A 21,367-nucleotide genomic window follows, 5' to 3' on the forward strand; every position below is an offset into this window, starting at 1 on the left:
GTCAGCGAGCTGAAACTGTTTGAGGCCAACCGCCGGATGATCACCAGCCAGGAAGAGCAGATGCGGCTGCAGATCGGCCAGTTCGAGGAGCAGATCCGCGGCCTCAAGGCCCAGACCGGCTCGAGCGACAAGGAGAAGGAGATCGTCGAAAAGGAACTCAGCAAGCTCGACACCTTGCTGAAGAGCGGCCTGGTGCCGATCTCCGAACATCGCGACCTGTTGCGCCAGATGGCCCGCATCGATGGTTCCAAGGGCGAACTGCTGGCCCGCATCGCCGAGGCGGTCGGCCAGATCAGCGAGCTGCGCATCAAGCTGCTGTCGATCGACCAGAACAACCGCAAGGAAACGCAGGGCCAGATCGTCGGCCTCGAGGCCAAGATCGCCGAGCTCAGCGAGCGGGCGGTGGCGGCCGAAGACCGGCTGTCGCGCATGGTGGTGCGCGCCCCCGTCGACGGTCTCGTCTACGACCTGCAGCTCCACACCATCGGCGGCATCATCGCCCCCGGCGCCACCGCCATGTCGATCGTGCCCGAGGGCGAGGACCTGACGGTCGAAATCCGCATCCCGCCGGCCGACATCGACCGCATCGCCCCCGGCCAGCCGAGCCGCATGCGCTTTACCGTCTTCAACCAGCGCACCACCCCCGAACTCGACGGCCGCATCGACGTCGTCGCCGCCGCCACCACGCTCGACCGCAACACCGGACAGCCGTTCTATCTCGCCACCGTCGAGATCACCGAGCCGCTCGACAGGCTCGGCGGCCGCAAGCTGATGCCCGGCATGCCCGTCGAGGTCTTCGTCCAGACCGACGAGAGAACCGCAATCTCATACCTCACAAAACCCTTCACCGACCAGATGCTCAGGGCCTTCCGCGAGGAGTGAGGGGGAGACATAATCGGCGGCTACAGCAAATTTGGCATTCGGTAGCGGCGGAAGGTCTGCTTCCGCCACTTGGCGACGGTCTTCTGATTGATCCCGTAGCGCTTCGAAAGCGTCCTCAGGCTCTCTTGACTATGTTGTATTTGGCATAGGCCCAAAGCCAGGCTGTCTTTGTCGATCCTGAACCGGGAGCCAACGTCGGCAAGGTGGTTTCGTCGGCGAAGATCCGCTCCCCTTTCTTGATTTGATCAAAGAGGCAGTCGGCGAGGTGGGAACAAAAATGTCCAGAATTTTGAGGTGGTGTACTTTTCTGGACGTTTGGACAACAAAACGACCTAAAACCAAAGGCTGATTTTAGTGATGGTGCCCGGAGGCGGATTTGAACCACCGACACGCGGATTTTCAATCCGCTGCTCTACCAACTGAGCTATCCGGGCATCCTGCCGTTTCGGGCAGCGGCTCCTCTCGGAGCCCTCGGGGCGTTGTCTGTGCCCCGGAAGCGAGCGGGGTTATAACATCTTGTTCGGCGGTGTCCAGCACCAAATGAAAGTTTTTTGGCAGGAATTTCAAAGATAGTGGAAAAAGCCAAAAAACCGAAGATATTCAGGCAGATCGCGGTCAGCGATCGTCGTCGTCCGCTTTCGTCTCGTCGTCTGCGGCAGGAATGGCATAGGAGCCCGAGAGCCAGCGATTGAGGTCGACATTGCGGCAGCGGTCCGAGCAGAAGGGATAGTGCTCGCGGTGCGAGGGACGGCCGCATTCGGGGCACGGACGCGGTGCGCGCAGAGGTGCTACGTTCGAACCGCTCTTCTTGTCTTCACCAGTCACTGCCTTCAGCCTTCCAGCCAACGGTTGTGAACGTCGTAGCCTTCGCCGACCAGCAGGCCGACCGTCTCATAGAGCGGCAGGCCGACGACGTTGCTGTAGGAGCCGACGATTTTGACCACGAAGCTGCCGGCGATGCCCTGGATGCCATAGGCCCCTGCCTTGCCGCGCCATTGGCCGGAGGCAAGATAGCTCTCAATGTCGAAGCCGGAAAGGCGCTTGAAGCGAACCTTGGTGTCGACCACCTTCTGGCGCAGCGTCTTGTCGGGCGTGATCAGGCAGACGCCGGTATAGACGCGGTGGCTGCGGCCCGACAGAAGATGCAGGGCGCTCGAGGCTTCGCTGACGAGTTCCGGCTTCGGCAGGATGCGCCGGCCGACACAGACGACCGTGTCGGCTGCCAGGATATAGCTGCCATCCCAACCGGCTTCGCCCTTGATCGCCGCAAGCGCCGCCTTCGCCTTCTCAGCCGAGAGGCGACGCGCCAGCGAACGCGGATGCTCGGAACGCTTTGGCGTCTCGTCGAGATCCATCGGCATCAGGCGCGCAGGCTCAATGCCTGCCTGGGCCAAAAGCTCGACGCGACGCGGCGAACCGGACGCCAGTATCAGTTTTTGAGCCGCTGTCATCGGAACGCGCCGTCACCCCAGAGATATGATGAAGCCACCTGTCGGTGGTTTACTTGAAACGATAGGTGATGCGACCCTTGGTCAGGTCATAGGGCGTCATTTCGACGAGCACCTTGTCGCCGGCCAGAACGCGGATACGGTTCTTGCGCATGCGGCCTGCGGTATGGGCAATAATTTCATGTTCATTTTCGAGCTTCACGCGGAAGGTCGCATTGGGAAGCAATTCCGTGACCACGCCCGGGAATTCGAGGACTTCTTCTTTCGCCATGTAGGACTGTTCTTTCTGTGTTTGTTCGGGGATACGACACGCATCCCGAAAAATTCGCCGGAAACTACACAATCGACGAGGATTTGTGAACCGCTTTGCGCCGGCTTTTCCGCTTTTGTACTGCCTTAGGCCTTTTCGCCCGCGGGCGCCACTACCAGACGGCGACTAATCAGAGTGGCAAGGTGATCACGAACGGCGCGATAGGCGTCGACAATCTGCTCACGCGTGCCGGTCGCAACCGTCGGGTCCGGCGTCGGCCAATAGACCACGTCGACGGCCATGGAGCGCGTCAATTCCAGTGCTACGTGGTGCGCCTCCGGGGCCAGCGTGACGATGAGGTCGAAATAGTCGTCCTCGAGCTCGTCCAGGGTGCGCGGCTGATGCCGCCCGATCGACAGGCCAATCTCATCCAGCACGACATCGACAAAGGGATCGCGCTCGCCGTGGCGTACGCCGGCGGAGGCGACATAGGTGCCCGCCGGCAGGGCCGCCTTGGCAAGCGCCTCTGCCATCGGCGAGCGGATCGCGTTCATGCCGCACATGAAGAGAACGGAACGGGGCGTTGTCGGCGGGTGCGTCGCGGTTCCCGTCATCCCGGTCTCCGCCGTCATCCGCGCCAATAGAGCACGCAAACGAGCGTGAACAGGCGGCGGGCGGTGTCGAAATCGAGCCTGATCTTGCCGGACAGGCGGTCCATCAGCGTCTGCGATCCCTCGTTGTGGATGCCGCGGCGCCCCATGTCGATCGCCTCGATCTGGCTCGGCGTCGCCGAGCGGATCGCCTCGTAGTAGCTCTCGCAGATCATGAAGTAGTCCTTCACGATCCGGCGAAACGGCGTCAGCGAGAGAATATGGGTGGCGACGTCAGATCCCTTCTCGGTCGAGATCGCAAAGACCAGCTTGGCATCCATCAGAGAGAGGTTGAGCTTGTAGGGGCCGCCGGGATGGCCGACCGGTTCGAACAGGTTTTCTTCGAGAAGGTCGAAGATCGCAACCGCGCGCTCATGCTCCACGTCGGGCGTCGAACGGCCGATCGTCTCGTCCAGTACGACATCGCAGAGGCGCTGGTTGCGGTCAGCTTTCATCCCGCATCCCCGAGATTGAGGCGAATGGCGACCGAGCGCGCATGGGCCTCAAGCCCTTCGGACCGTGCCAGCGCGATCGCGGCCGGGCCGAGGATGCGAAGCTGCTCCGCGTCCAGACGCAGGATCGACGTGCGCTTCATGTAATCGAGAACGCCGAGACCGGAGGAGAACCGTGCCGAACGCGCCGTCGGCAGCACGTGGTTCGAGCCGCCGACATAGTCGCCGATGACTTCGGGCGTGTGGCGTCCGACAAAGATGGCGCCGGCATTGCGGATCCTGGCGACCATCGGCTCGGGATCGGCAAGCGCCAGTTCCAGATGCTCGGCGGCTATGCGGTTTGCAAGCGGTATAGACTTTTCGAGGTCCGGAACCAGGATGATCGCGCCGAAATCGCGCCAGCTCGCCGATGCCGTCTCGGCCCGCGGCAGGGTTTTCAGCTGACGCTCGACCGCCGCTTCGACCGCCTGGCCGAAGGCCGCGTCGTCGGTGATCAGGATAGACTGGGCGCCGACATCGTGCTCGGCCTGCGCAAGCAAGTCGGCAGCAATCCAGTCCGGGTCGTTTTCCCGATCGGCGATGACGAGCACCTCGGACGGGCCGGCGATCATGTCGATGCCGACGGTGCCGAAGACCTGGCGCTTGGCGGCAGCGACATAGGCATTGCCCGGCCCGACGACTTTTGCCACCGGCGCGATGGTTGCGGTGCCATAGGCAAGGGCAGCGACCGCCTGCGCGCCGCCGATGCGGTAGATTTCCTCGACACCGGCAAGCCGCGCCGCGGCCAGCACCGCCGGGTTGATCTTGCCGCCACTGGCCGGCACGACCATGACGATGCGCTCGACGCCGGCGACTTTGGCCGGCAGCGCGTTCATCAGCACCGAGCTCGGATAGCTCGCCGTGCCGCCCGGGACGTACAGCCCGACGGCGTCGACCGCCGTCCAGCGCGAGCCGAGGCCGACGCCCATCGTATCCTCGTAGATATCGTCCTTCGGCCGCTGGCGGGCGTGGTGCGCCTCGATACGGACGGCGGCAACCTTGAGCGCGCCCAGCACTTCCGGCTCGACGCTCTGGATCGCGGCATCGATTTCCTCGGCACTGACGGCCATCGGCGTCGTTGCGAAGTCGATGCCGTCGAAGCGGGCGGAATATTCCGCCACCGCCTGATCGCCGCGCAGGCGAACATCGTCGATGATCGCCTTGACCGTCGCGTTCACGTCCTCGGAAACTTCACGCTTGGTGGTCAGGAATGCCGCGAACTGCTGTTCGAAGTTACCGTCGAGATAGTTCAGCCTGATTGCCAACGCAAAATGTCCTTGTGGTATGCCAGTGTCGTGGGGTTCAAACGCCTTCGGGATGCCGGGGCTTGAAAGCGGTTTCCCACGCTCCGCCGGTATCTGCAAGCTGCGCCTCGATGCATTCCACATCAAGGACAATGGAAGCTTCGCCGGCAAGCACCAGTTCGACGGTGCCTTCCGGCCCCTCACCCGCAACGGCGAACCGCACCGCCAGCAGATCGAGCACGGCTTCGCCGTTGCGACGGTCAAAGCCGAGCGAGCGCACGGCGCTGACCCGCTTGAACAGGAGCACGGCGCGACGACGCTCGAAGGAACGCCGCTTGCCATCGGCCATCTCCCAGACGAAGCGGTTGACGGTGAGCGAAAACTGCTTGCGGCGCGCGTCGTATTCCAGTCCGGAAACCTTGAACACGGCATCCTGGACGTGGGCGGAGACAACCGCCAGGTCCTCCTCGTCGAGCGCCAGCAGCTTCAGACCATCCATGCGATCCATTCCTTTCGCTTTCGTCGCACATTTTGCGTGCCACAAGTGAAATGGACATAGGACGTCGCGCCTGAAACCGCAACGGCATCAGGCGCAACGGGCAAAATCAGTCGCTGACGCGCTCGACGTGAGCGCCGCAACGGGTGAGCTTTTCTTCCAGCCGCTCGAAGCCGCGGTCGAGATGGTAGACGCGCGACACCATGGTTTCGCCTTCCGCCGCAAGGCCGGCGATCACGAGCGAGACCGAGGCGCGCAGGTCTGTCGCCATCACGGGCGCGCCCTTCAGCCGGCTGACACCTTCGATCTTGGCCGTCTGGCCGGAAAGCGAGATCTTGGCGCCGAGGCGCGCCAGTTCCTGCACGTGCATGAAGCGGTTTTCGAAGATCGTCTCGGTGATGTGCGAAACGCCGTTCGCCTTGGTCATCAGCCCCATGAACTGGGCCTGCAGATCGGTCGGGAAGCCCGGGAAAGGATCCGTAACGATGTCGACCGGCTTGATGCCGGCGCCGTTGCGCACCACGCGGATGCCGCTGTTGGTCGGGGTGATCTCGGCGCCCGCCCGGCGGATCGCCTCGAGCGCGGTGTCAAGCAGCGCCATATCCGTGTCTTCGAGAATGACGTCGCCGCCGGTCATGGCGACGGCCATGGCATAGGTGCCGGTCTCGATACGGTCGGGCAGCACGCGGTGGCGCGCGCCGGACAGGGAGCGAACGCCCTCGATGGTGATCGTCGCCGTGCCCTGGCCGGTGATCTTGGCGCCCATGGCGTTCAGGCAATTGGCAAGGTCGACCACTTCGGGCTCGCGCGCGGCATTGCCGAGCACGGTGGTGCCGTTGGCAAGCGTCGCCGCCATCATCAGCACATGGGTGGCACCCACGGAAACCTTCGGGAAGGTGTAGCGGGCGCCGATCAGGCCGCCTGCCGGCGCCGTGGCGTTGACGTAGCCGCTGTCGATCTCGATGTTGGCGCTCAGCGCCTGCAGACCCTCGATGAACAGATCGACCGGGCGTGTGCCGATGGCGCAGCCGCCCGGCAGCGACACACGGGCCTTGCCTTCGCGCGCCAAAAGCGGACCGATGACCCAGAAGCTTGCACGCATCTTCGACACCAGCTCATAGGGCGCCGTGGTGTCGACGATGTTGCGGCAGGTGAAATGGATCGTGCGGGCGTAGCTTTCGCCCTGGCGCTCGCGTCGGCCGTTGACCGAGATATCGACGCCGTGGTTGCCGAGGATGCGGATCAGCTGCTCGACGTCGGCCAGATGCGGAACGTTTTCCAGTGTCAGCGTGTCGTCGGTCAACAGCGATGCGATCATCAACGGCAGGGCCGCATTCTTCGCGCCGGAGATCGGGATGACCCCGTGAAGTTCATTCCCGCCTACAATCCTGATGCGATCCATGAGGCCTCTCGAACGGGCTTGGCCCGCCTTTCCAAAAAATTGAAGTGTGTCTGAAGGCGCCTCTTTAGTGGAGACGCCGCGAAATTAGAAGTGCCTTGAACGCAAGACGGCCACGGCCACCTGCATGCGTGAAGGAATACCGAACGGCAGCCCTCCCCCTCGTCGAACTAATCTTCGGATTCGTCCGTTTTTGCGGCAGGCACGCCGATCGCCTCGTCGGCGGCACCGGAACGGCGCGCACGCATCTGCTGTTTGCGGCGCTGGAGATTGTCGCGCAGCGTCTTGGCAAGGCGCGCCTTTCTCAGGTCCTGCTCGGTCGTATCCTTTTGCTTGCGCTTTGCCGTCGCATTCTGCGGTTCGGCCAGCGGCGGTTCGCCCTCAGCGCTTTTCTTATCGTCTGTTTGCATAAGGCTGCATTAGCGCAAAACCAGGGGCTTCGGAAGCCAAAATGGATTTTCTCACAGCTCAACACCGAAAACTTCGAAATGCGGCTTGCGCTCCCCGTCCAGCTATGGCAATAGGCGCCTCGCTTGATGCGGCTTGTCAACGAACCGGCCGCGAGATGCTGCTATAGCTCAGGGGTAGAGCACTCCCTTGGTAAGGGAGAGGCCGAGAGTTCAAATCTCTCTAGCAGCACCAGTTTCCTGCATAATACTCCAAAAACCTTGTCGCCATTCAGCGCGATGATATCTTGGTGAGCGCTCGCATGTGCATACCCGCGCAACTCGTCGAGGCATCGGCGAACAAAGCCTTGCAATCGTCACATTCAGCTCCTATGTGGCGGAAATCGATATTGCTGACGAACTTTGTGTCGGCGCCCTAAGCGCGTGAGAGACGGACTTCCCTCTTCAAAATCGGTTATCTTGATCCGGAGGTTTGTTTCCGGGAATGTCTATTACGAGCGATTGAAAGGGAATCGTCATGGCTACAGGCACAGTAAAGTGGTTCAACAGCACCAAGGGCTTCGGCTTCATTCAGCCTGACGACGGCAGCCCGGACGTGTTCGTTCACATCTCGGCCGTTCAGCGCGCAGGCCTTTCCGGCCTCAACGAAGGTCAGCAGATCAGCTACGAGCTGACGCGCGACCGCAAGACCGGCAAGTCTTCTGCAGACAACCTGCAGGCCAAGTAATTTTCGCCCGACGTCGCCGAACGCAGATTTGTGGGCGGCGGCAGTGCAGCGAATGAGAAGGTCGGGCTCGCCCGACCTTTTTTGTTGCTCTTCGGTCAGCGACAACTGGCCAATTTCTCCCTGGATCGAAACCGACCCTTGGAAGACATTACGCAGCAATCTCAAAATATTACGACGCCCTTACAGCGCCGCGCATCAAATATGATGCGCAAAGGACGCTGTAACGCTTTAAACTTCTGCATAATTCCTTAAATCGATTCCGATTTAAGGAATTATGCAGTAGCGCGCCCGATCTGACTGACAGTGCCGTAAGGCCTCCATCCGATGCAGAGAACGTTTCCCGACAGCCCGCGTTACCAATTCAACGGCAACGACGTGGAGGTTCTGAAATGAAAGGCATCGTTCTCTGGCTCATGGGCGTGCCCCTGATCGCCATCATTCTGCTTTAAATGTTCGTGTTCTGACGCGCCGCTCAAGAAAGCTGAGGCGATCGGTCGATCGAAACACTGAAGCGGAAAATTTAATTTGTAGTTGCAGGCACCAAAGGATGCGCCTTAACGCAACCTTAAGATTCGGCCCCCTAGATTTGACATCGCGATGATGGACAATCGCAACGCTTAAATCCCCTTTTGAAACCGGCTCACGCCGGTTTCTTTTTGTCCAGTCGTCTGCCATCAGACCTTGACGGCCTGCTCGACGAAATCCTCGCTTCCAAAGAACTTCAGATAACGCTGGACCTCGGCGGCATCGCCCGTCGCCTTGCGCGGGTTATCCGACAGTTTGACCGCCGGCCGGCCATCCGCGTCGCTGACCTTGCAGACGATCGATATCGGATTGAGGCCCTTGATCTCCGTCGGTGCGCAATCGGCGAAGTCGTTGGTAAGGTTCGTTCCCCAACCAAAGCTCATGCGCACGCGCCCTTCGAAATGCCGGTAGGTTTCGATGATCGTTTCGACATCGAGGCCATCGGAGAAGATGAGCAGCTTTTCCCGCGGGTCGCGCCCCATCTTCTTCCACCAGGCGATGATCTTTTCGCCGCCTTCGATCGGCGGGGCGCTGTCCGGGCGGAACCCGGTCCAGTCCGCCACCCAGGCCGGCGCGTTGCGCAGGAAGGCCGCCGTGCCGAAAGAATCGGGAAGCACGATCAAGAGGTTGCCGCCGTAGAGCTGGTTCCAGTCCTGCAGCACCTTGTAGGGCGCCGCCGCAAGCTCGGCGTCGTTGCGGGCGAGCGCTGCTGCCACCATTGGCAGTTCATGCGCGTTGGTCCCGAGCGCTTCCAGGTCCGTATCCATCGCCAGAAGCACGTTGCTGGAACCGGAGAAGGACGCGCCGATGCCTTCCTTCAACGCCTCGACGCACCAACGCTGCCACAGGAAGCTGTGGCGCCGACGGGTGCCGAAGTCCGAGATCCGCAGGTTGGGATATTGCCGAAGGCGTTCGACCTTCGACCACATCTTCGCCTTGGCACGGGCATAGAGCACATCGAGCGTGAACGGGCCGAGCCCCTTCATGGCCGAACGCGAGCGCAGCTCGTTGATGATCGCGAGTGCCGGGATCTCCCACATGGTGGTCTCGGCCCAGCGTCCGCGGAAGGTCAGCTCGAACTGGCCGTCGCGTCGAGACAGCTCGTAATCCGGCAGGCGGAATTTCGCGAGCCAGGCCAGAAACTCCGGCGAGAAGATCTGCTTGCGGCCGTAGAACGAGTTACCGGCAAGCCAGATCATTTCCTTCTTGGAGAACCGCAGCTCGCGGGCATGATCGAGCTGCTCGCGCAGTTCATGCTCGTCGATCTCGTCGGCGAGGCGCACAGTCTTGGTGCGGTTGATCAGCGAGAAGGTCGCATCCACATCCGGATAGAGCTGCCAGATCATCTGCAGCATCAAGAGCTTGTAGAAATCCGTGTCGAGCAGGCTGCGCACGATCGGGTCGAGCTTCCAGGTGTGGTTGTAGACGCGCCTGGCGATATCGGTCTTGGTCATTTCGGGAATTGCTCCTCCTAGGGGCGCAGGGCTAAACCATCCGCACGCCGGCTTGCCGCATACGCACGATCATCGCGGAGAGCGAGCCGTTGAGATCGATACCCCGACAGGCATCAAGCACGACCGAGGTGGAAAACCCCTGCGCGACGGCGTCGAGCGCTGAATAGGCAACGCAGAAATCCGTGGCCAGACCGCACAAGATAACGCTCTCTATGCCACGGTCCCTGAGGTAGCCGGCAAGCCCGGTCGGCGTGCGGCGATCATTCTCGAAGAAGGCGGAATAGCTGTCGATACCGGTGCGAAAGCCCTTGCGGATCACCAGTTCGGCGCGTGTCCATTCCAGCGACGGGTGAAAATCTGCGCCTGTGCTGCCCTGCACACAATGGTCCGGCCAAAGTGTCTGCTCGCCATAGGACATCGCTACCGTTTCGAACGGCGCTTTGCCCGGATGGACGGATGCGAAGCTGGAATGGCCGGCCGGATGCCAATCCTGCGTCAGGATCACATGGTCGAACTTCCGGATCAGATCGTTGACCACAGGCACGATCTCATCGCCACCGGAAACGGCTAGCGCTCCGCCCGGGCAGAAATCGTTTTGCACGTCAATGACGATCAACGCCTCAGCAGCCATCGCTTTCCCCTCGACCGGACCAATCGCTATCGATCACCAAAATCGATTTAAGTCCAAGATCAATCACAGAATTTGAGCGACGGCAACCCGCTTCGAACGCTCCCCGGCACGATCCTCTATGGCTATAGAAAAAGGGCGCCGACCACGGTCGACGCCCTCTATGAACTGGAGCCTCGAACGGATCAGTTGCCGAGGCTGTTGATGTTGTCGGCGATCGAGAAGCCGGAATTGGCAATACCGACCGGCTGGGCGACAAAGTTGAGGAACTTCCCGAAATCGACGGACGGATGACGCGACGCGTAGATCACGTCGCGATTCTTGACCGGGAAGGTCTGGCCGACGATCAGGCTGTCCGGCTTGCTCATGTCGAAGCGGTAGACGATCGGATAGCGGCCCTGGCTGTCGGTCTTCATGCCCTTGTGCAACATCTCGTTGAAGCGCTGCTGACCGAGAAGGCTCATGACCACATCCGGCTCTTCGTAACGGAAGATGAAGTAGCCCTTCATGTCGAGCGTATAGTCGGCGCCGCCGCCGGCAAGCCCCATGGCTTCCAGCAGATTGAGATCGTTGGCGCCGAACTCGACGCGCTGGTTGGCCTTGACGGCGCCGAGGATCGTGAAGCGGCGCGGGTCACGCGCTACGAAGATCTGGTCGCCCGGCTTCACATGGATGTTTTCAGACGGGTTCTCGATGATCGATTTCAGCAGGACCGTGCCGGTCTTCTTGCCGCGCACCAGCGTGACATAGGTCTCGTAGGGCTGGGCCACGGGGCCGCCAGCCTTGGCGATGACCTCGTTTATCGTCTCGTCGACGAGGCTGAGCGGCACGACGGAGGACTTGCCGACGGCGCCCGAAACGGTGACGTTGCGCGAAGCGGTGCTCATGCTCGTGACGATGACATCGGGCTCGACCGCTTTCTGCTTTAGCGCTTCCAGGATCTCCTGGCGCGCCTGTTCCAGCGTCAGGCCGGCAAATCGAACCGAGCCGACATAGGGAATGGCTGCCTTGCCGTCCGGCTGGACGACGAGATCGATGCTGGTCTGCTTGGAGTCCTGCGTCGAGAAGAGACCGTCGCTGCCGGCCTCGAAAATCGATACTTTCAGTGCGTCGCCGACACCGATGACCACCCGGCCGACGCCGCCGCCGATGCCGAACCGACGGTTGAGCGTCGACGACACATAGTCCGAAACAAGGCGTGCGGACTGACCGTTCACATCGACGATATCAAATACGGTTGCGTTCTTCCGACCGATCTCGGCGCCGGATTGACCAGCATCCGCAACAATGGCTCCAGCCAGCGGCCCCTCGCCCGGAACAGCCTGACATCCCGCAAGCGCGGTAGAAAGCAGAAGGGCAGCTACACGTTTCAACTACGACACTCCGAATTCGGCACAGCTATGATTCTGTTCACAGTTCTGCACCGCATGATCTCCCGGTCGGGAATCCGCCGGTCTCTGAAAAGCACAATAGCCGTCTCACAACAAGTCACTTGCAGACGACGACAAGCAAAAATATTGGCCCTGCGCCTTTCCGGTCATACCTCCTATACCTTGACGGGTTTGAAGCCCGATTTGTCTTGGATGAAGGTTCTAGGCATGTATATGTTAGGCCTTTGGACTTGAAAGCTAGGTACTTTAAGTTAAAAGCTGCCTAATGAGGCGGAACGAATATACGTGGGGATAACCCTGGGGCGAGATGATTGGCGATTGCGTTTTCCGCCTGGAATCGCAATCGCAGATGCAACTTTAACGTCAGTTTAGAGCGTTCGATCATATATGGCTGTTGAGATTATTGGGCGTGCATGCCTCGCCCCTGGAGCAGAATCGCCTTCGGCGTTGTTCAAACTTCTTCGTCAGGGCAAGTGCACAGTCACCAGCATCCCATCCGATCGCTGGGACGTCGCGCGTTTCTGGCACCCGGTCATGGGCACGCAGGGCAAGACCTATTCCTTCGCCGCGGGTGTGCTGGATCAGCTCTATGATTTCGACCCGGCCGTGTTCGGCATGTCGCAGCGCGAAGCCATGTATATGGATCCGCAGCAGCGCGTGCTCCTGCAGCTCGCCTGGCGCGCGCTTGAAGACGCCAATATCTCGACGACGTCGCTGCACGGCGAGAATGTCGGCGTCTATATCGGCGCATCCAGCCTCGACCACGCCAACCTGACGGTCGAGGATCCGGCGGCGGCCGGCCCCTACTTCATGACCGGCAACACCCTGTCGATCGTCTCCAACCGCATTTCGCACATCTTCGGCCTGAGCGGCCCGAGCATGACGGTCGATACCGCCTGTTCGTCATCGCTCGTCGCGCTCGATCAGGCGATGCGGGCACTCAACGCCGGCGAAATCGACACAGCGATCGTCGGCGGCGTCAATATTCTCGCCCATCCCCTCCCGTTCGTCGGCTTTGCGCAGGCGCGCATGCTGTCGCCCGAAGGACTCTGCCGCGCCTATGACAACGATGGCGCAGGCTATGTGCGCGCCGAAGGCGGCGTCGTGTTCGTGTTGCGCCGCTCGGACCGGGCACGGCGGGAAAAAGACCGGAGCTATGCGCGCATCGTTGCGACCGGCGTCAACTCGGCCGGCCGGACCAACGGCATCTCCCTGCCGTCGCGCGAAGCCCAGGCAAACCTGCTGCGGGCGATCTACGAAGGCAACGGCATCGATGCCAACCAGGTCGCCTTCGTCGAAGGTCACGGCACCGGCACCAAGGTCGGCGACCCGGCGGAAGTCTGGTCCATCGGCACGGTCATCGGCGCCAATCGCCGGGCACCGGTGCCGATCGGCTCGATCAAGTCGAATATCGGCCACACGGAGCCTGCTTCGGGCCTGTTCGGCATGATGAAGGCGATCCTGGCGCTCGAGAACAACTACCTGCCGGCATCGCTGCACTTCGACACGCCAAACGAACATATCGATTTCGACGGCCTGAACGTGCGCGTCACGGCAAGCCCGATCGAACTGCTGCGCGGCAAGCGGGCGCGCCTGGCCGGCATCAACTCATTCGGGTTCGGCGGCGCCAACGCCCACGTGGTCATCAGCGATCCGGAGCCGGTTTCCGAAGACAAGATCAACAATCCGCCATCGTCAGGCCACGTCTTCCTTGCGAGCGCCCATACCGCGTCGAGCCTTGAAGCGCTGCTCAAGGACTACAAGACGCGTTTTGCCAACGCTTCCAAGGGTGAAATCCGCTCGATGGTCGCAGCATCCGGTGCCAACCGCACCCACATGCGCTATCGGTTCGCAGCCCGCAGCGATCATCCCGAAGACATCGTCCGCGCGATCGCAAGCCATGTGGAAAAGCCGGGCTCGGATATCGGCGAAGTCGGCGAAGCCGTCACCAGAGATGCCAAGGTTGCCTTCGTCTTTTCGGGCAACGGCTCGCAATGGGCAGGCATGGGCGTCGAAGCGTTCCGCGAGAACCTCCATTTCCGGCAGTGTTTCACCTCCGTCAGCGCGCTCTTCAAGTTCCATTCGGACATCTCCCTGACCGAGCTTCTGACCGATCCCGACCTCGACAAGAAGCTGTCCGACACCAAGATTGCCCAGCCGCTGCTGTTCGCGGTTCAGGCAGCCCTTTCCGATTCGCTTGTCGCCATGGGCATCAAGCCGGTCGCCGTCTTCGGTCATTCGGTCGGCGAAATCGCCGCCGCCTATGCGGCCGGTGCCCTCTCGATGGTCGATGCAGTCTCGATCGTCGCGAAACGGTCGCTGCATCAGGACCTGCTCGCAGGCCACGGCACGATGGCCGCCGTGATGCTGGGCGAAGACGCCGCACGCACCTTTGCCGAGGCACGTGGCCTCAATGAGCTTTGCGTCGCAGCCGTCAACGCCCACAATTCGGTGACGATCTCGGGCCCGGCCCATGAGATTTCCGCCTTCCGCGATGCGGCGCGCAAGGCGAAGATCCCGGTTCAGATCCTCGACATCAACTATCCCTTCCATCACCCGATCATCGACCGGGCAAAGGACGCATTCCTGTCGGACATTCCCGACATCGCGCCCCGCCGTGCGGAGGTAACCTATCTGTCGACAGTGACGGGTGCGGCCCTTGACGGCACACAGCTCGACCCGGACTACTGGTGGAAGAATGTCCGCGAGCCGGTTCGCTTCCAGGCGGCGGCAGAAGCGGCCATCGAACTCGGTTGCCGGCTCTTCGTCGAGATTTCCCCGCGTCCGATCCTCTCTTCCTACGTCAAGGAAACGATCAAGCAGGCGGCCGCACCGGGCATGGTCGTGCCGACGCTGCTGAGAGACGTCGGAGAGACTGGCCAGGATCCGATCTCGGCCGCCATGGCGCGTGCCGTGGCGCACGGCGCGATCGTCGACACGGCACGTGTTTTCGGCAAGCGCAATGCGGCGATCTCGCTGCCGAGCCTGCCGTTCGAACCGGTTGAACTGCGGCCGGCCGCCACGACCGACGCCACGGATCTCTTCGGCCGCACCGCCAAACCCTATCGCCTCACCGGCTGGCGCAGCGATCCAAACAGCGGCAGCTGGAAGAACCACGTCGATGCGCCGCTCTTCCCGGATCTGGCGGAGCATGTCGTCGACGGCAAGGCCATCCTGCCGGGCAGCGGCTTCATCGAAATTGCCGTCGCAGCCGCGCAGCAGTTTTATGGAACCGACGAAGTCGAGATCACCAATCTGGAGATCGTCCGCCCGCTGGAGCTGAGCGACAGCCGCATCATGGAGCTGTCGACCATCCTGTCGCCGGAAACCGGCGACATCGAGATCCGCTCGCGCGAACGCCTGTCCGAAGACGACTGGGCCGTTCACGCCGTCGCCCGGTCCCGCAAGCCCTTGCCGAGCGAAGAGCGCCAGCCGCCATCGTTTGCCGGCATGCAGAAGACGGCAACGGTTGCTCCGGCGAAGGCCTATGACACGGCACGACAGTTCGGTCTCGACTATGGCCCGCGTTTCCAACTGCTCGCGAAAGCCGTTGCCTATGACGACCGGATCGTCGACGTCGAGCTGAAGAGCCCGGACAAATCCGGACATCCGCTCGTCACCTATGCCCTCAATCCGATCTCCGTCGACGCCACATTCCATGGCTTGGTCGCGCTTTTTGACCGCTTTACCGGCGACAAGAGCGGCGCACCCTATATTCCGGTGCGCTTCGGTTCCGTGCGTGTCGTCAATGCCGGCAAGCCGATCGCGCGAGCCACGATCGAGATCGAACGTGTCAGCGCCAATTCGATCAAGGCCAAATTCCATTTCTTCGACGCCTCGGGCGACCCGATCGCCCATTTCGAGGATTGCCGCTTCCGGCGCACCTATCTGCGCAAGCACAAGACGCTGGACGCTCTCTCCTTCCATTACGAGACGGTTCTTTCCGACACGCTTCTGCCGACAACTGAGACTGTCGCTCGGACGCCACTGACCCTCAGCGTGGCATCGGCGGCCGATACCGGTGTTGACAACACGACGTTGCTGTTCAACGCCGCCATCTATCGTGCCTGCCAGGAAATTGCGCTGAAGCTCGGCAAGGGGCGGTCGATCGTGCGCAGCGACAGCCTGCCTGGCGATTTCGCCTTCCAGTGTTTCCTGGCGAGCTGCCTCTACGTCCTCGAGGATGCCGGCCTTTGCGAGCACAAGGATGGCGTCTGGGTCGTCGCCCAGGAATTCAGCCTGCCGAGTGTCCCCGAAATCCTGCGCGATCTCTACGGCGAACGTCCCGACCGCGCAGTGGAAGCGGTTCTGATCAACAACGCCTATGCCGAAGCGCTGGCGCGCCTCGACGTCCTTCTGGCTACGCCTGTCGGTGGTGATACCGAGGCCGTTGCCAATGTCGGTTTCATCAGCGATGCGACGCTCGACCATCAGGCTGTGCATTCGCAGGCAAGCCGCCAGCGTATGGCACTCGTTCTCGATGCGGTCGAAAACGCGCTACGCGCGCAGCCGGCAGGAACGCGCCTACGCATTATCGAGCTTGGCAGCGTTTCTGCCGGGTTCACGCGCCGCATAGCGACGCTTGCTGCCAAACACGGTGCAAGCCTCAGCGTGGTCGAGCCGCGCGACAATGCTCAACGCGGCCTTGAACTCGCCTTTGAAAACGACGCCCATGTGCGTGTCCTCAAAAAGGGCGATCTTGCGACACAGGCGCCGTTCGACCTCGCCATCAGTGCATCTGACAGGCTCTATGGCCTGATCGAAGACGACATCGATGTTCGCGCCGCGCTTCGCTCGACGCTGCGGCGGAGCGGCGGTCTGGTGGCCGCCGTCGACGCCCCCTCGCTCTTCAACGATTTCGCGCTCGGGCTGTCAGACGGTTGGTTCGCCCGCAGCCAGACAGCCGAATTCCCGATCGGCAACCTCGCCGCCGTTCCTCACTGGCAGAAATGTCTGGCCGACCTCGATCTTCGCGAGATTGACGTCACCGACCGCGAATGCGCATCCGGCAATGTCATCGTTCTTGAAGCGCGCGGCGTGGAAGCGCCGGCTGCTGCCGAAGTCGGCGCCGCTGCTGCTGCCTCAGCGCCAGGTTCCTACCTTCTGCTGCAGGCCGGCGCGTCCAAGGCAAAGCAACTGTCGGCCGGCGCCATCCCAATCGACCTGACGGGTGATACGGCGACGGATACGACCTTGCTTCGCGATGCACTTGGGGCCTTCCGCGATCGCCCCGTTCGGGCCGTCTTCCTGTCGTCGTCTGCATCGAAGAGCCGGACAGACGAATCCGCCTCGTTGCAGACCCAGGTTCTCGCGCTCAGCGCCGTTGCCGAGGTGTTGCGACAGCATGTCGGTGACACCGATCCAAACGGCGACGCACGTCCCAGGCTCGTGCTTGTCGCGCCGGGCGGGGCACCGGTTGCAGGCCGTATGTCGGGTACGACAGTGGCAAGCTCCGGCACCAATGCCGGCCTTTGGGCTTTCGCCCGCGTGCTGCAGAACGAGTACGAATTCCTCGACGTGCATGCTCTGGATCTTGACGCAGACCTGACGTCCACCGAGCAGAAGGTTGCCGCGTCGCTGCCATTGCTCGCCGTTTCCGGCACCAACCGCGAATGGCTGCTGGAGGGCCCGAACGGATCACTTTCGGAAATCCGCGCGGTTCCCGGTCCGACCGACAGCGCCCATGGCTCGACGGCGTCCTTCGAGGCGGCCACCATCCGCCAGCGTGTCGCCTCCCAGGTCGGCAGCATCGTTTGGGAAGAAAGCAACATGCCGCCCGCCGGGCCCGGCGACGTCGTCGTCAAGGTTGCCGCCACCGGCCTCAACTTCCGCGACGTCATGTGGGCAATGGGTCTTCTGCCTGAAGAAGCACTCGAAGACGGCTTTGCCGGTGCAACGATCGGCATGGAACTGTCGGGTCACGTCGTTGCCGTCGGTGCAGGCGTGGACGATCTTTCGATCGGCGATGCCGTCATGGCGATCGCCTCGGCGGCGTTCTCTACCCATGCCGTCGTTTCGCGCGCGGGCGTCGCCAGGCTGCCGCAATCGGTCAGTCCGGTTGCCGCTGCCACCGTGCCGGTTGCATTCCTCACGGCCTATTACGCGATGGTCGAACTCGGCCGCATCCAGGCCGGTGAAACGATCCTCATTCATGGCGCGGCCGGCGGCGTCGGCCTTGCAGCGCTGCAGGTTGCCAAGCTGAAGGGCGCGAAAGTCATCGCCACGGCCGGCACCCGCGAGAAGCGCCGCTTCCTTTCGATGCTCGGCGCCGACCATGTGTTCGATTCGCGCTCGCTCGGTTTCGTCAACGATGTGCGCACTGTCACGAACGGCGAAGGCGTCGATCTCGTGCTGAACTCGCTCTTCGCCGAGGCGATGGAGCAGAGCCTGGCGCTCGTCAAACCGTTCGGCCGCTTCCTCGAACTCGGCAAGCGCGACTACTACGCCGACAGCAAGATCGGCCTCAGGCCGTTCCGCCGAAATGTCAGCTACTTCGGCATCGATGCGGACCAGTTGCTGGTCAATGCTCCATCCCTGACCAAGCGGATCTTCACGGAGATCGGCGCCCTGTTCGAGGACGGCAAGCTGACGCCGTTGCCATACCGCGCCTTCGACTTCGACGAGATCGGCAATGCGTTCCGCCTGATGCAGAACGCGGGCCATATCGGCAAGATCGTCGTGCTGCCGCCGGTCGCCGGCAAACACCAGGTCGCAACGCGGCCGCACGGCGGCGTCAAGGTCGATCCCGACGGCATGCACCTTGTCGTCGGCGGCATCGGCGGTTTTGGTCTGGCTGCCGCCAACTGGCTTGCCGAGAAGGGTGCGACAAACATCGCGCTCTGCTCGCGCCGCGGTCTTGCCGACGCCGAAACGACGGCGATGATCGAGCTTTGGGCCAAGGCCGGCATCTCGGCGACGGTTCATGCCTGCGACATCACCGACACGACCGCTGCGGATCGCCTGCTCAAGGAATTGCGGGCCATTGCACCGCTGCGCTCCATCGTCCACGCAGCGATGGTGCTCGACGACGCGCTGATCAGCAACCTCAATCGCGAGCGCAACCGGCCCGTCATCGACACGAAGGCAAAGGGTGCAGCTGTCCTCGATCAGTTGACCCGCGGCGACGCGCTCGACAACTTCATCCTGTTCTCGTCGGCAACGACGCTGGTCGGCAATCCCGGCCAGGCAAACTATGTTGCGGCAAACGGTTATCTCGAGGGTCTTGCCCGTGCCCGGCGCGCGGAAGGACTGGCCGGCCTTGCGGTCGGGTTCGGCGCGATCGCCGACAAGGGCTACCTAGTACAGAACACCGACGTCAACGATCTCTTGGCCAAGCGTATCGGCAAGACGGCACTGAAGGCGCAGACGGCGCTCGACATGGTCGAGAGCCACCTTGCCGGCGATCCCGGCACGGTCGACGCTGCTGTCGTGATGATCTCAGAGATCGACTGGTCGGCTGCCCGCAACCTGCCGGTCGCCCGCAATGCGCTCTTCGAAGTCATCCTGCGCAGCGCCGATCAGCATTCGTCCGGCGGCGAAGGCACCAAGATGGACCTCGTCGCGATGATCGACGGCAAGTCTGCGCAGGAAGCCGAGGATATTCTCTTCGATCTGGTCGCCGGCGAAATTGCCGCCATCCTTCGTGTCTCGAAGGATACGGTCACGCGCAGCAAGGTGCTGAAGGAAATCGGCCTCGACAGCCTGATGGCCGTAGAGCTTGGAATGAGCTTCCAGCAGAACACCGGCTTCGACATGCCGCTCAGTGGCGTCGCAGACAACACGACGGTTGGCGACGTCGCCCGTAAGCTCTATGAGAAGGTCAGCAAGCGCGACCAGGGTGAAGAGAGCGACGGTGCCGACGACAAGTTGGTCACCGAACTGGCGCAACGGCATGTCGGCACGGCAAAGGAAAAAGCACAGAGCCAATGAGCACGAACGGAAACGGTCCCGGCTCATCCAAGATGACCAGCAGCCTCAAGGAGAACCTGCTGGACCGGATGAGAAACACGCATCAATCCTCCGAGCGCAACCGCATGGCGCGTTCGGAGCGGGAGATGCCGCCGCCGGCCCGCCGGCAACAGGCCCGTTTCGAGGATCTGCCGGAGTACAAGCAGGTTCTGACCCAGAAGTTCGCAAGCGAGCAGCTCGGTATCGCCAACCCGTTCTACCGCGCGCATCAGACCGCGGCCGGCGCCACCACCATCATCGACGGCCGCAAGCTGATCAACTTCGCGTCCTACGACTATCTCGGCCTCAACCGGCACGCGGAGGTGCTGGCAAGGGCGCGGGAAACCGTCGAGACCTTTGGGATATCCGCCTCGGCCAGCCGTCTGGTCGCCGGCGAGCGACCCGTCCATGTGGAGCTGGAAGAAAAGATCGCGCGCTTCTACGGCGTCGATGCCGCCGTCTGCTTCGTCAGCGGCTATCTGACCAATGTCGCGGCCATCAGCTGCCTGATGGGACCGAAGGATCTCGTCGTCCATGACGAATTCATCCACAACAGCGCGCTTGCCGGCATCAAGCTCTCCGGCGCCACGCGCCGGCTGTTCAAGCACAATGACGCCAGCGACCTGGAACATGTGCTGCGCACGGTCTCGGGCGACTATCGCCGTATCCTGGTCATCGTCGAGGGCATCTACTCGATGGACGGCGACATCGCCGACCTGCCGGCTCTTTTGAAGCTCAAGGCCGAGTACGGATTCTGGCTGATGGTCGATGAAGCCCATTCGCTGGGGGTCGTCGGCAAACATGGCCGTGGCCTTGCCGAGCACTTCGGCGTCGATCCGAATGAGATCGACATCTGGATGGGAACGCTTTCGAAAACGACGTCCAGTTGCGGCGGATACATTGCCGGAAGCGAAGCGCTCGTGGCCGTGCTCAAGGCGTCTGCCGGAGGCTTCGTCTACAGCGTCGGCCTTGCGCCGGTTCTGGCCGCTTCGGCAGCCGGCAGCCTCGATGTGCTTGCACGCGAGCCGTCGCGCACGGCCGCCCTCAGACGCAATGGCGCGCTCTTCCTCAAGCTCGCCAAGGAGGCGGGTCTGGATACGGGCCTCAGCAGCGGTTTTTCGGTGGTGCCGGTGCTGGTCGGGGATTCCCTGCGTGCTGTGCAGCTGTCCAACGATCTGCTCGCCGCCGGCGTCAATGCGCTGCCGATCATCCACCCGGCCGTTCCCGAAGGACTGGCGCGGCTGCGCTTCTTCATCACCAGCGACCACACCGAAGAGCAGATCCGCAAGACGGTGGCCCTGACGGCGGAACGCCTGAAGGATCTGACCGAACGCAACTTCGGTCTCGGCGGCATCGATATCGACCAGATGATGAAGGCGCTCTCGGCGCGCTGAGGACGAAGTGCAGGCGCCCTTCAGGGGCCGGATG

The 21,367-nt window shown here is 62.2% G+C and carries 16 protein-coding genes, 2 tRNA genes and 1 pseudogene; 5 read left to right on the forward strand and 14 right to left on the reverse strand.

Features of this window, described 5'->3' with window-relative positions:
- Positions 1 to 882: HlyD family type I secretion periplasmic adaptor subunit (locus tag BC360_RS05895; RefSeq protein ID WP_139109933.1), on the forward strand; the 882-nt coding region annotated here is incomplete at its 5' end.
- Between the two features lie 139 nt (positions 883 to 1,021).
- Here BC360_RS05895 and BC360_RS30575 read toward each other — a convergent pair.
- From BC360_RS30575 to BC360_RS05945, 11 genes and pseudogenes are all read right to left on the reverse strand, one after another.
- A pseudogene (locus BC360_RS30575) lies at positions 1,022 to 1,147 on the reverse strand (IS66 family transposase); the annotation flags it as partial.
- A 93-nt stretch (positions 1,148 to 1,240) separates the two neighbouring features.
- Positions 1,241 to 1,316, reverse strand: a tRNA-Phe gene (locus tag BC360_RS05900).
- Between the two features lie 181 nt (positions 1,317 to 1,497).
- Entirely contained in the window at positions 1,498 to 1,707 is a 210-nt protein-coding gene (gene yacG, locus BC360_RS05905) for a DNA gyrase inhibitor YacG (RefSeq protein ID WP_065794592.1), read from the reverse strand.
- Between the two features lie 5 nt (positions 1,708 to 1,712).
- Positions 1,713 to 2,333: a Maf-like protein gene (locus BC360_RS05910; protein WP_065794593.1), complete on the reverse strand. Its 621-nt coding sequence runs from the start codon at positions 2,331 to 2,333 to the stop codon at positions 1,713 to 1,715.
- A gap of 49 nt (positions 2,334 to 2,382) precedes the next feature.
- Positions 2,383 to 2,601, reverse strand: a complete 219-nt coding sequence (infA, locus tag BC360_RS05915) for a translation initiation factor IF-1 (protein WP_004435948.1) — start codon at positions 2,599 to 2,601, stop codon at positions 2,383 to 2,385.
- Positions 2,602 to 2,726: 125 nt separating this feature from the next.
- Entirely contained in the window at positions 2,727 to 3,194 is a 468-nt protein-coding gene (locus BC360_RS05920) for a low molecular weight phosphatase family protein (RefSeq protein ID WP_065794594.1), read from the reverse strand.
- A gap of 14 nt (positions 3,195 to 3,208) precedes the next feature.
- Complete coding sequence (locus tag BC360_RS05925) at positions 3,209 to 3,685, reverse strand: UPF0262 family protein (protein ID WP_025425876.1); 477 nt, start codon at positions 3,683 to 3,685, stop codon at positions 3,209 to 3,211.
- A complete protein-coding gene (hisD, locus tag BC360_RS05930) occupies positions 3,682 to 4,986 on the reverse strand; it encodes a histidinol dehydrogenase (RefSeq protein ID WP_065794595.1) in 1,305 nt (434 codons plus the stop codon). The genes BC360_RS05925 and hisD overlap by 4 nt, the downstream gene beginning before the upstream one ends.
- 37 nt (positions 4,987 to 5,023) lie before the next feature.
- Positions 5,024 to 5,464 (reverse strand): DUF2948 family protein, encoded by a 441-nt coding sequence (locus tag BC360_RS05935; RefSeq protein WP_065781424.1) that lies wholly within the window; start codon positions 5,462 to 5,464, stop codon positions 5,024 to 5,026.
- Positions 5,465 to 5,570: 106 nt separating this feature from the next.
- Positions 5,571 to 6,863, reverse strand: a complete 1,293-nt coding sequence (gene murA / locus BC360_RS05940; RefSeq protein WP_065781323.1) for a UDP-N-acetylglucosamine 1-carboxyvinyltransferase — start codon at positions 6,861 to 6,863, stop codon at positions 5,571 to 5,573.
- A 167-nt stretch (positions 6,864 to 7,030) separates the two neighbouring features.
- A complete protein-coding gene (locus tag BC360_RS05945) occupies positions 7,031 to 7,270 on the reverse strand; it encodes a hypothetical protein (RefSeq protein ID WP_139109934.1) in 240 nt (79 codons plus the stop codon).
- A gap of 157 nt (positions 7,271 to 7,427) precedes the next feature.
- On the opposite strand from BC360_RS05945, the gene BC360_RS05950 reads away from it, so the two are divergent.
- A tRNA-Thr gene (locus tag BC360_RS05950) sits at positions 7,428 to 7,502 on the forward strand.
- Between the two features lie 282 nt (positions 7,503 to 7,784).
- Positions 7,785 to 7,994, forward strand: coding sequence for a cold-shock protein (locus BC360_RS05955; protein ID WP_025425871.1), 210 nt, complete (start codon positions 7,785 to 7,787; stop codon positions 7,992 to 7,994).
- 674 nt (positions 7,995 to 8,668) lie between these two features.
- Here the strand turns inward: BC360_RS05955 and pncB are convergent.
- From pncB to BC360_RS05970, 3 genes are all read right to left on the reverse strand, one after another.
- Positions 8,669 to 9,973: a nicotinate phosphoribosyltransferase gene (gene pncB, locus BC360_RS05960; RefSeq protein WP_065781324.1), complete on the reverse strand. Its 1,305-nt coding sequence runs from the start codon at positions 9,971 to 9,973 to the stop codon at positions 8,669 to 8,671.
- Positions 9,974 to 10,004: 31 nt separating this feature from the next.
- Positions 10,005 to 10,604 carry a bifunctional nicotinamidase/pyrazinamidase gene (pncA, locus tag BC360_RS05965; protein ID WP_065781325.1) on the reverse strand — a complete coding sequence of 200 codons (600 nt, stop codon included), beginning with the start codon at positions 10,602 to 10,604 and terminating at the stop codon, positions 10,005 to 10,007.
- Between the two features lie 182 nt (positions 10,605 to 10,786).
- Positions 10,787 to 11,974, reverse strand: a complete 1,188-nt coding sequence (locus BC360_RS05970; RefSeq protein ID WP_065794596.1) for a polysaccharide biosynthesis/export family protein — start codon at positions 11,972 to 11,974, stop codon at positions 10,787 to 10,789.
- Between the two features lie 405 nt (positions 11,975 to 12,379).
- On the opposite strand from BC360_RS05970, the gene BC360_RS05975 reads away from it, so the two are divergent.
- Together BC360_RS05975 and BC360_RS05980 are read left to right on the forward strand one after the other, a co-directional pair.
- A complete protein-coding gene (locus BC360_RS05975) occupies positions 12,380 to 19,921 on the forward strand; it encodes a type I polyketide synthase (RefSeq protein ID WP_065794597.1) in 7,542 nt (2,513 codons plus the stop codon).
- Positions 19,918 to 21,333, forward strand: a complete 1,416-nt coding sequence (locus tag BC360_RS05980; protein ID WP_065794598.1) for an aminotransferase class I/II-fold pyridoxal phosphate-dependent enzyme — start codon at positions 19,918 to 19,920, stop codon at positions 21,331 to 21,333. The genes BC360_RS05975 and BC360_RS05980 overlap by 4 nt, the downstream gene beginning before the upstream one ends.
- The last annotated feature ends 34 nt before the right edge of the window (positions 21,334 to 21,367 follow it).

Origin of the sequence: Ensifer sp. LC163, from assembly GCF_001695855.1 — a bacterium.
GTDB lineage: Bacteria > Pseudomonadota > Alphaproteobacteria > Rhizobiales > Rhizobiaceae > Ensifer.

Coding starts and splice junctions, on each gene's coding strand:
- BC360_RS05910 (WP_065794593.1), bottom strand. CDS start 2,333: ATGACAGCGGCTCAAAAACTGATACTGGCGTCCGGTTCGCCGCGTCGC.
- infA (WP_004435948.1), bottom strand. CDS start 2,601: ATGGCGAAAGAAGAAGTCCTCGAATTCCCGGGCGTGGTCACGGAATTG.
- BC360_RS05920 (WP_065794594.1), bottom strand. CDS start 3,194: ATGACGGGAACCGCGACGCACCCGCCGACAACGCCCCGTTCCGTTCTC.
- BC360_RS05925 (WP_025425876.1), bottom strand. CDS start 3,685: ATGAAAGCTGACCGCAACCAGCGCCTCTGCGATGTCGTACTGGACGAG.
- BC360_RS05935 (WP_065781424.1), bottom strand. CDS start 5,464: ATGGATGGTCTGAAGCTGCTGGCGCTCGACGAGGAGGACCTGGCGGTT.
- murA (WP_065781323.1), bottom strand. CDS start 6,863: ATGGATCGCATCAGGATTGTAGGCGGGAATGAACTTCACGGGGTCATC.
- BC360_RS05945 (WP_139109934.1), bottom strand. CDS start 7,270: ATGCAAACAGACGATAAGAAAAGCGCTGAGGGCGAACCGCCGCTGGCC.
- BC360_RS05955 (WP_025425871.1), top strand. CDS start 7,785: ATGGCTACAGGCACAGTAAAGTGGTTCAACAGCACCAAGGGCTTCGGC.
- pncB (WP_065781324.1), bottom strand. CDS start 9,973: ATGACCAAGACCGATATCGCCAGGCGCGTCTACAACCACACCTGGAAG.
- pncA (WP_065781325.1), bottom strand. CDS start 10,604: ATGGCTGCTGAGGCGTTGATCGTCATTGACGTGCAAAACGATTTCTGC.
- BC360_RS05975 (WP_065794597.1), top strand. CDS start 12,380: ATGGCTGTTGAGATTATTGGGCGTGCATGCCTCGCCCCTGGAGCAGAA.
- BC360_RS05980 (WP_065794598.1), top strand. CDS start 19,918: ATGAGCACGAACGGAAACGGTCCCGGCTCATCCAAGATGACCAGCAGC.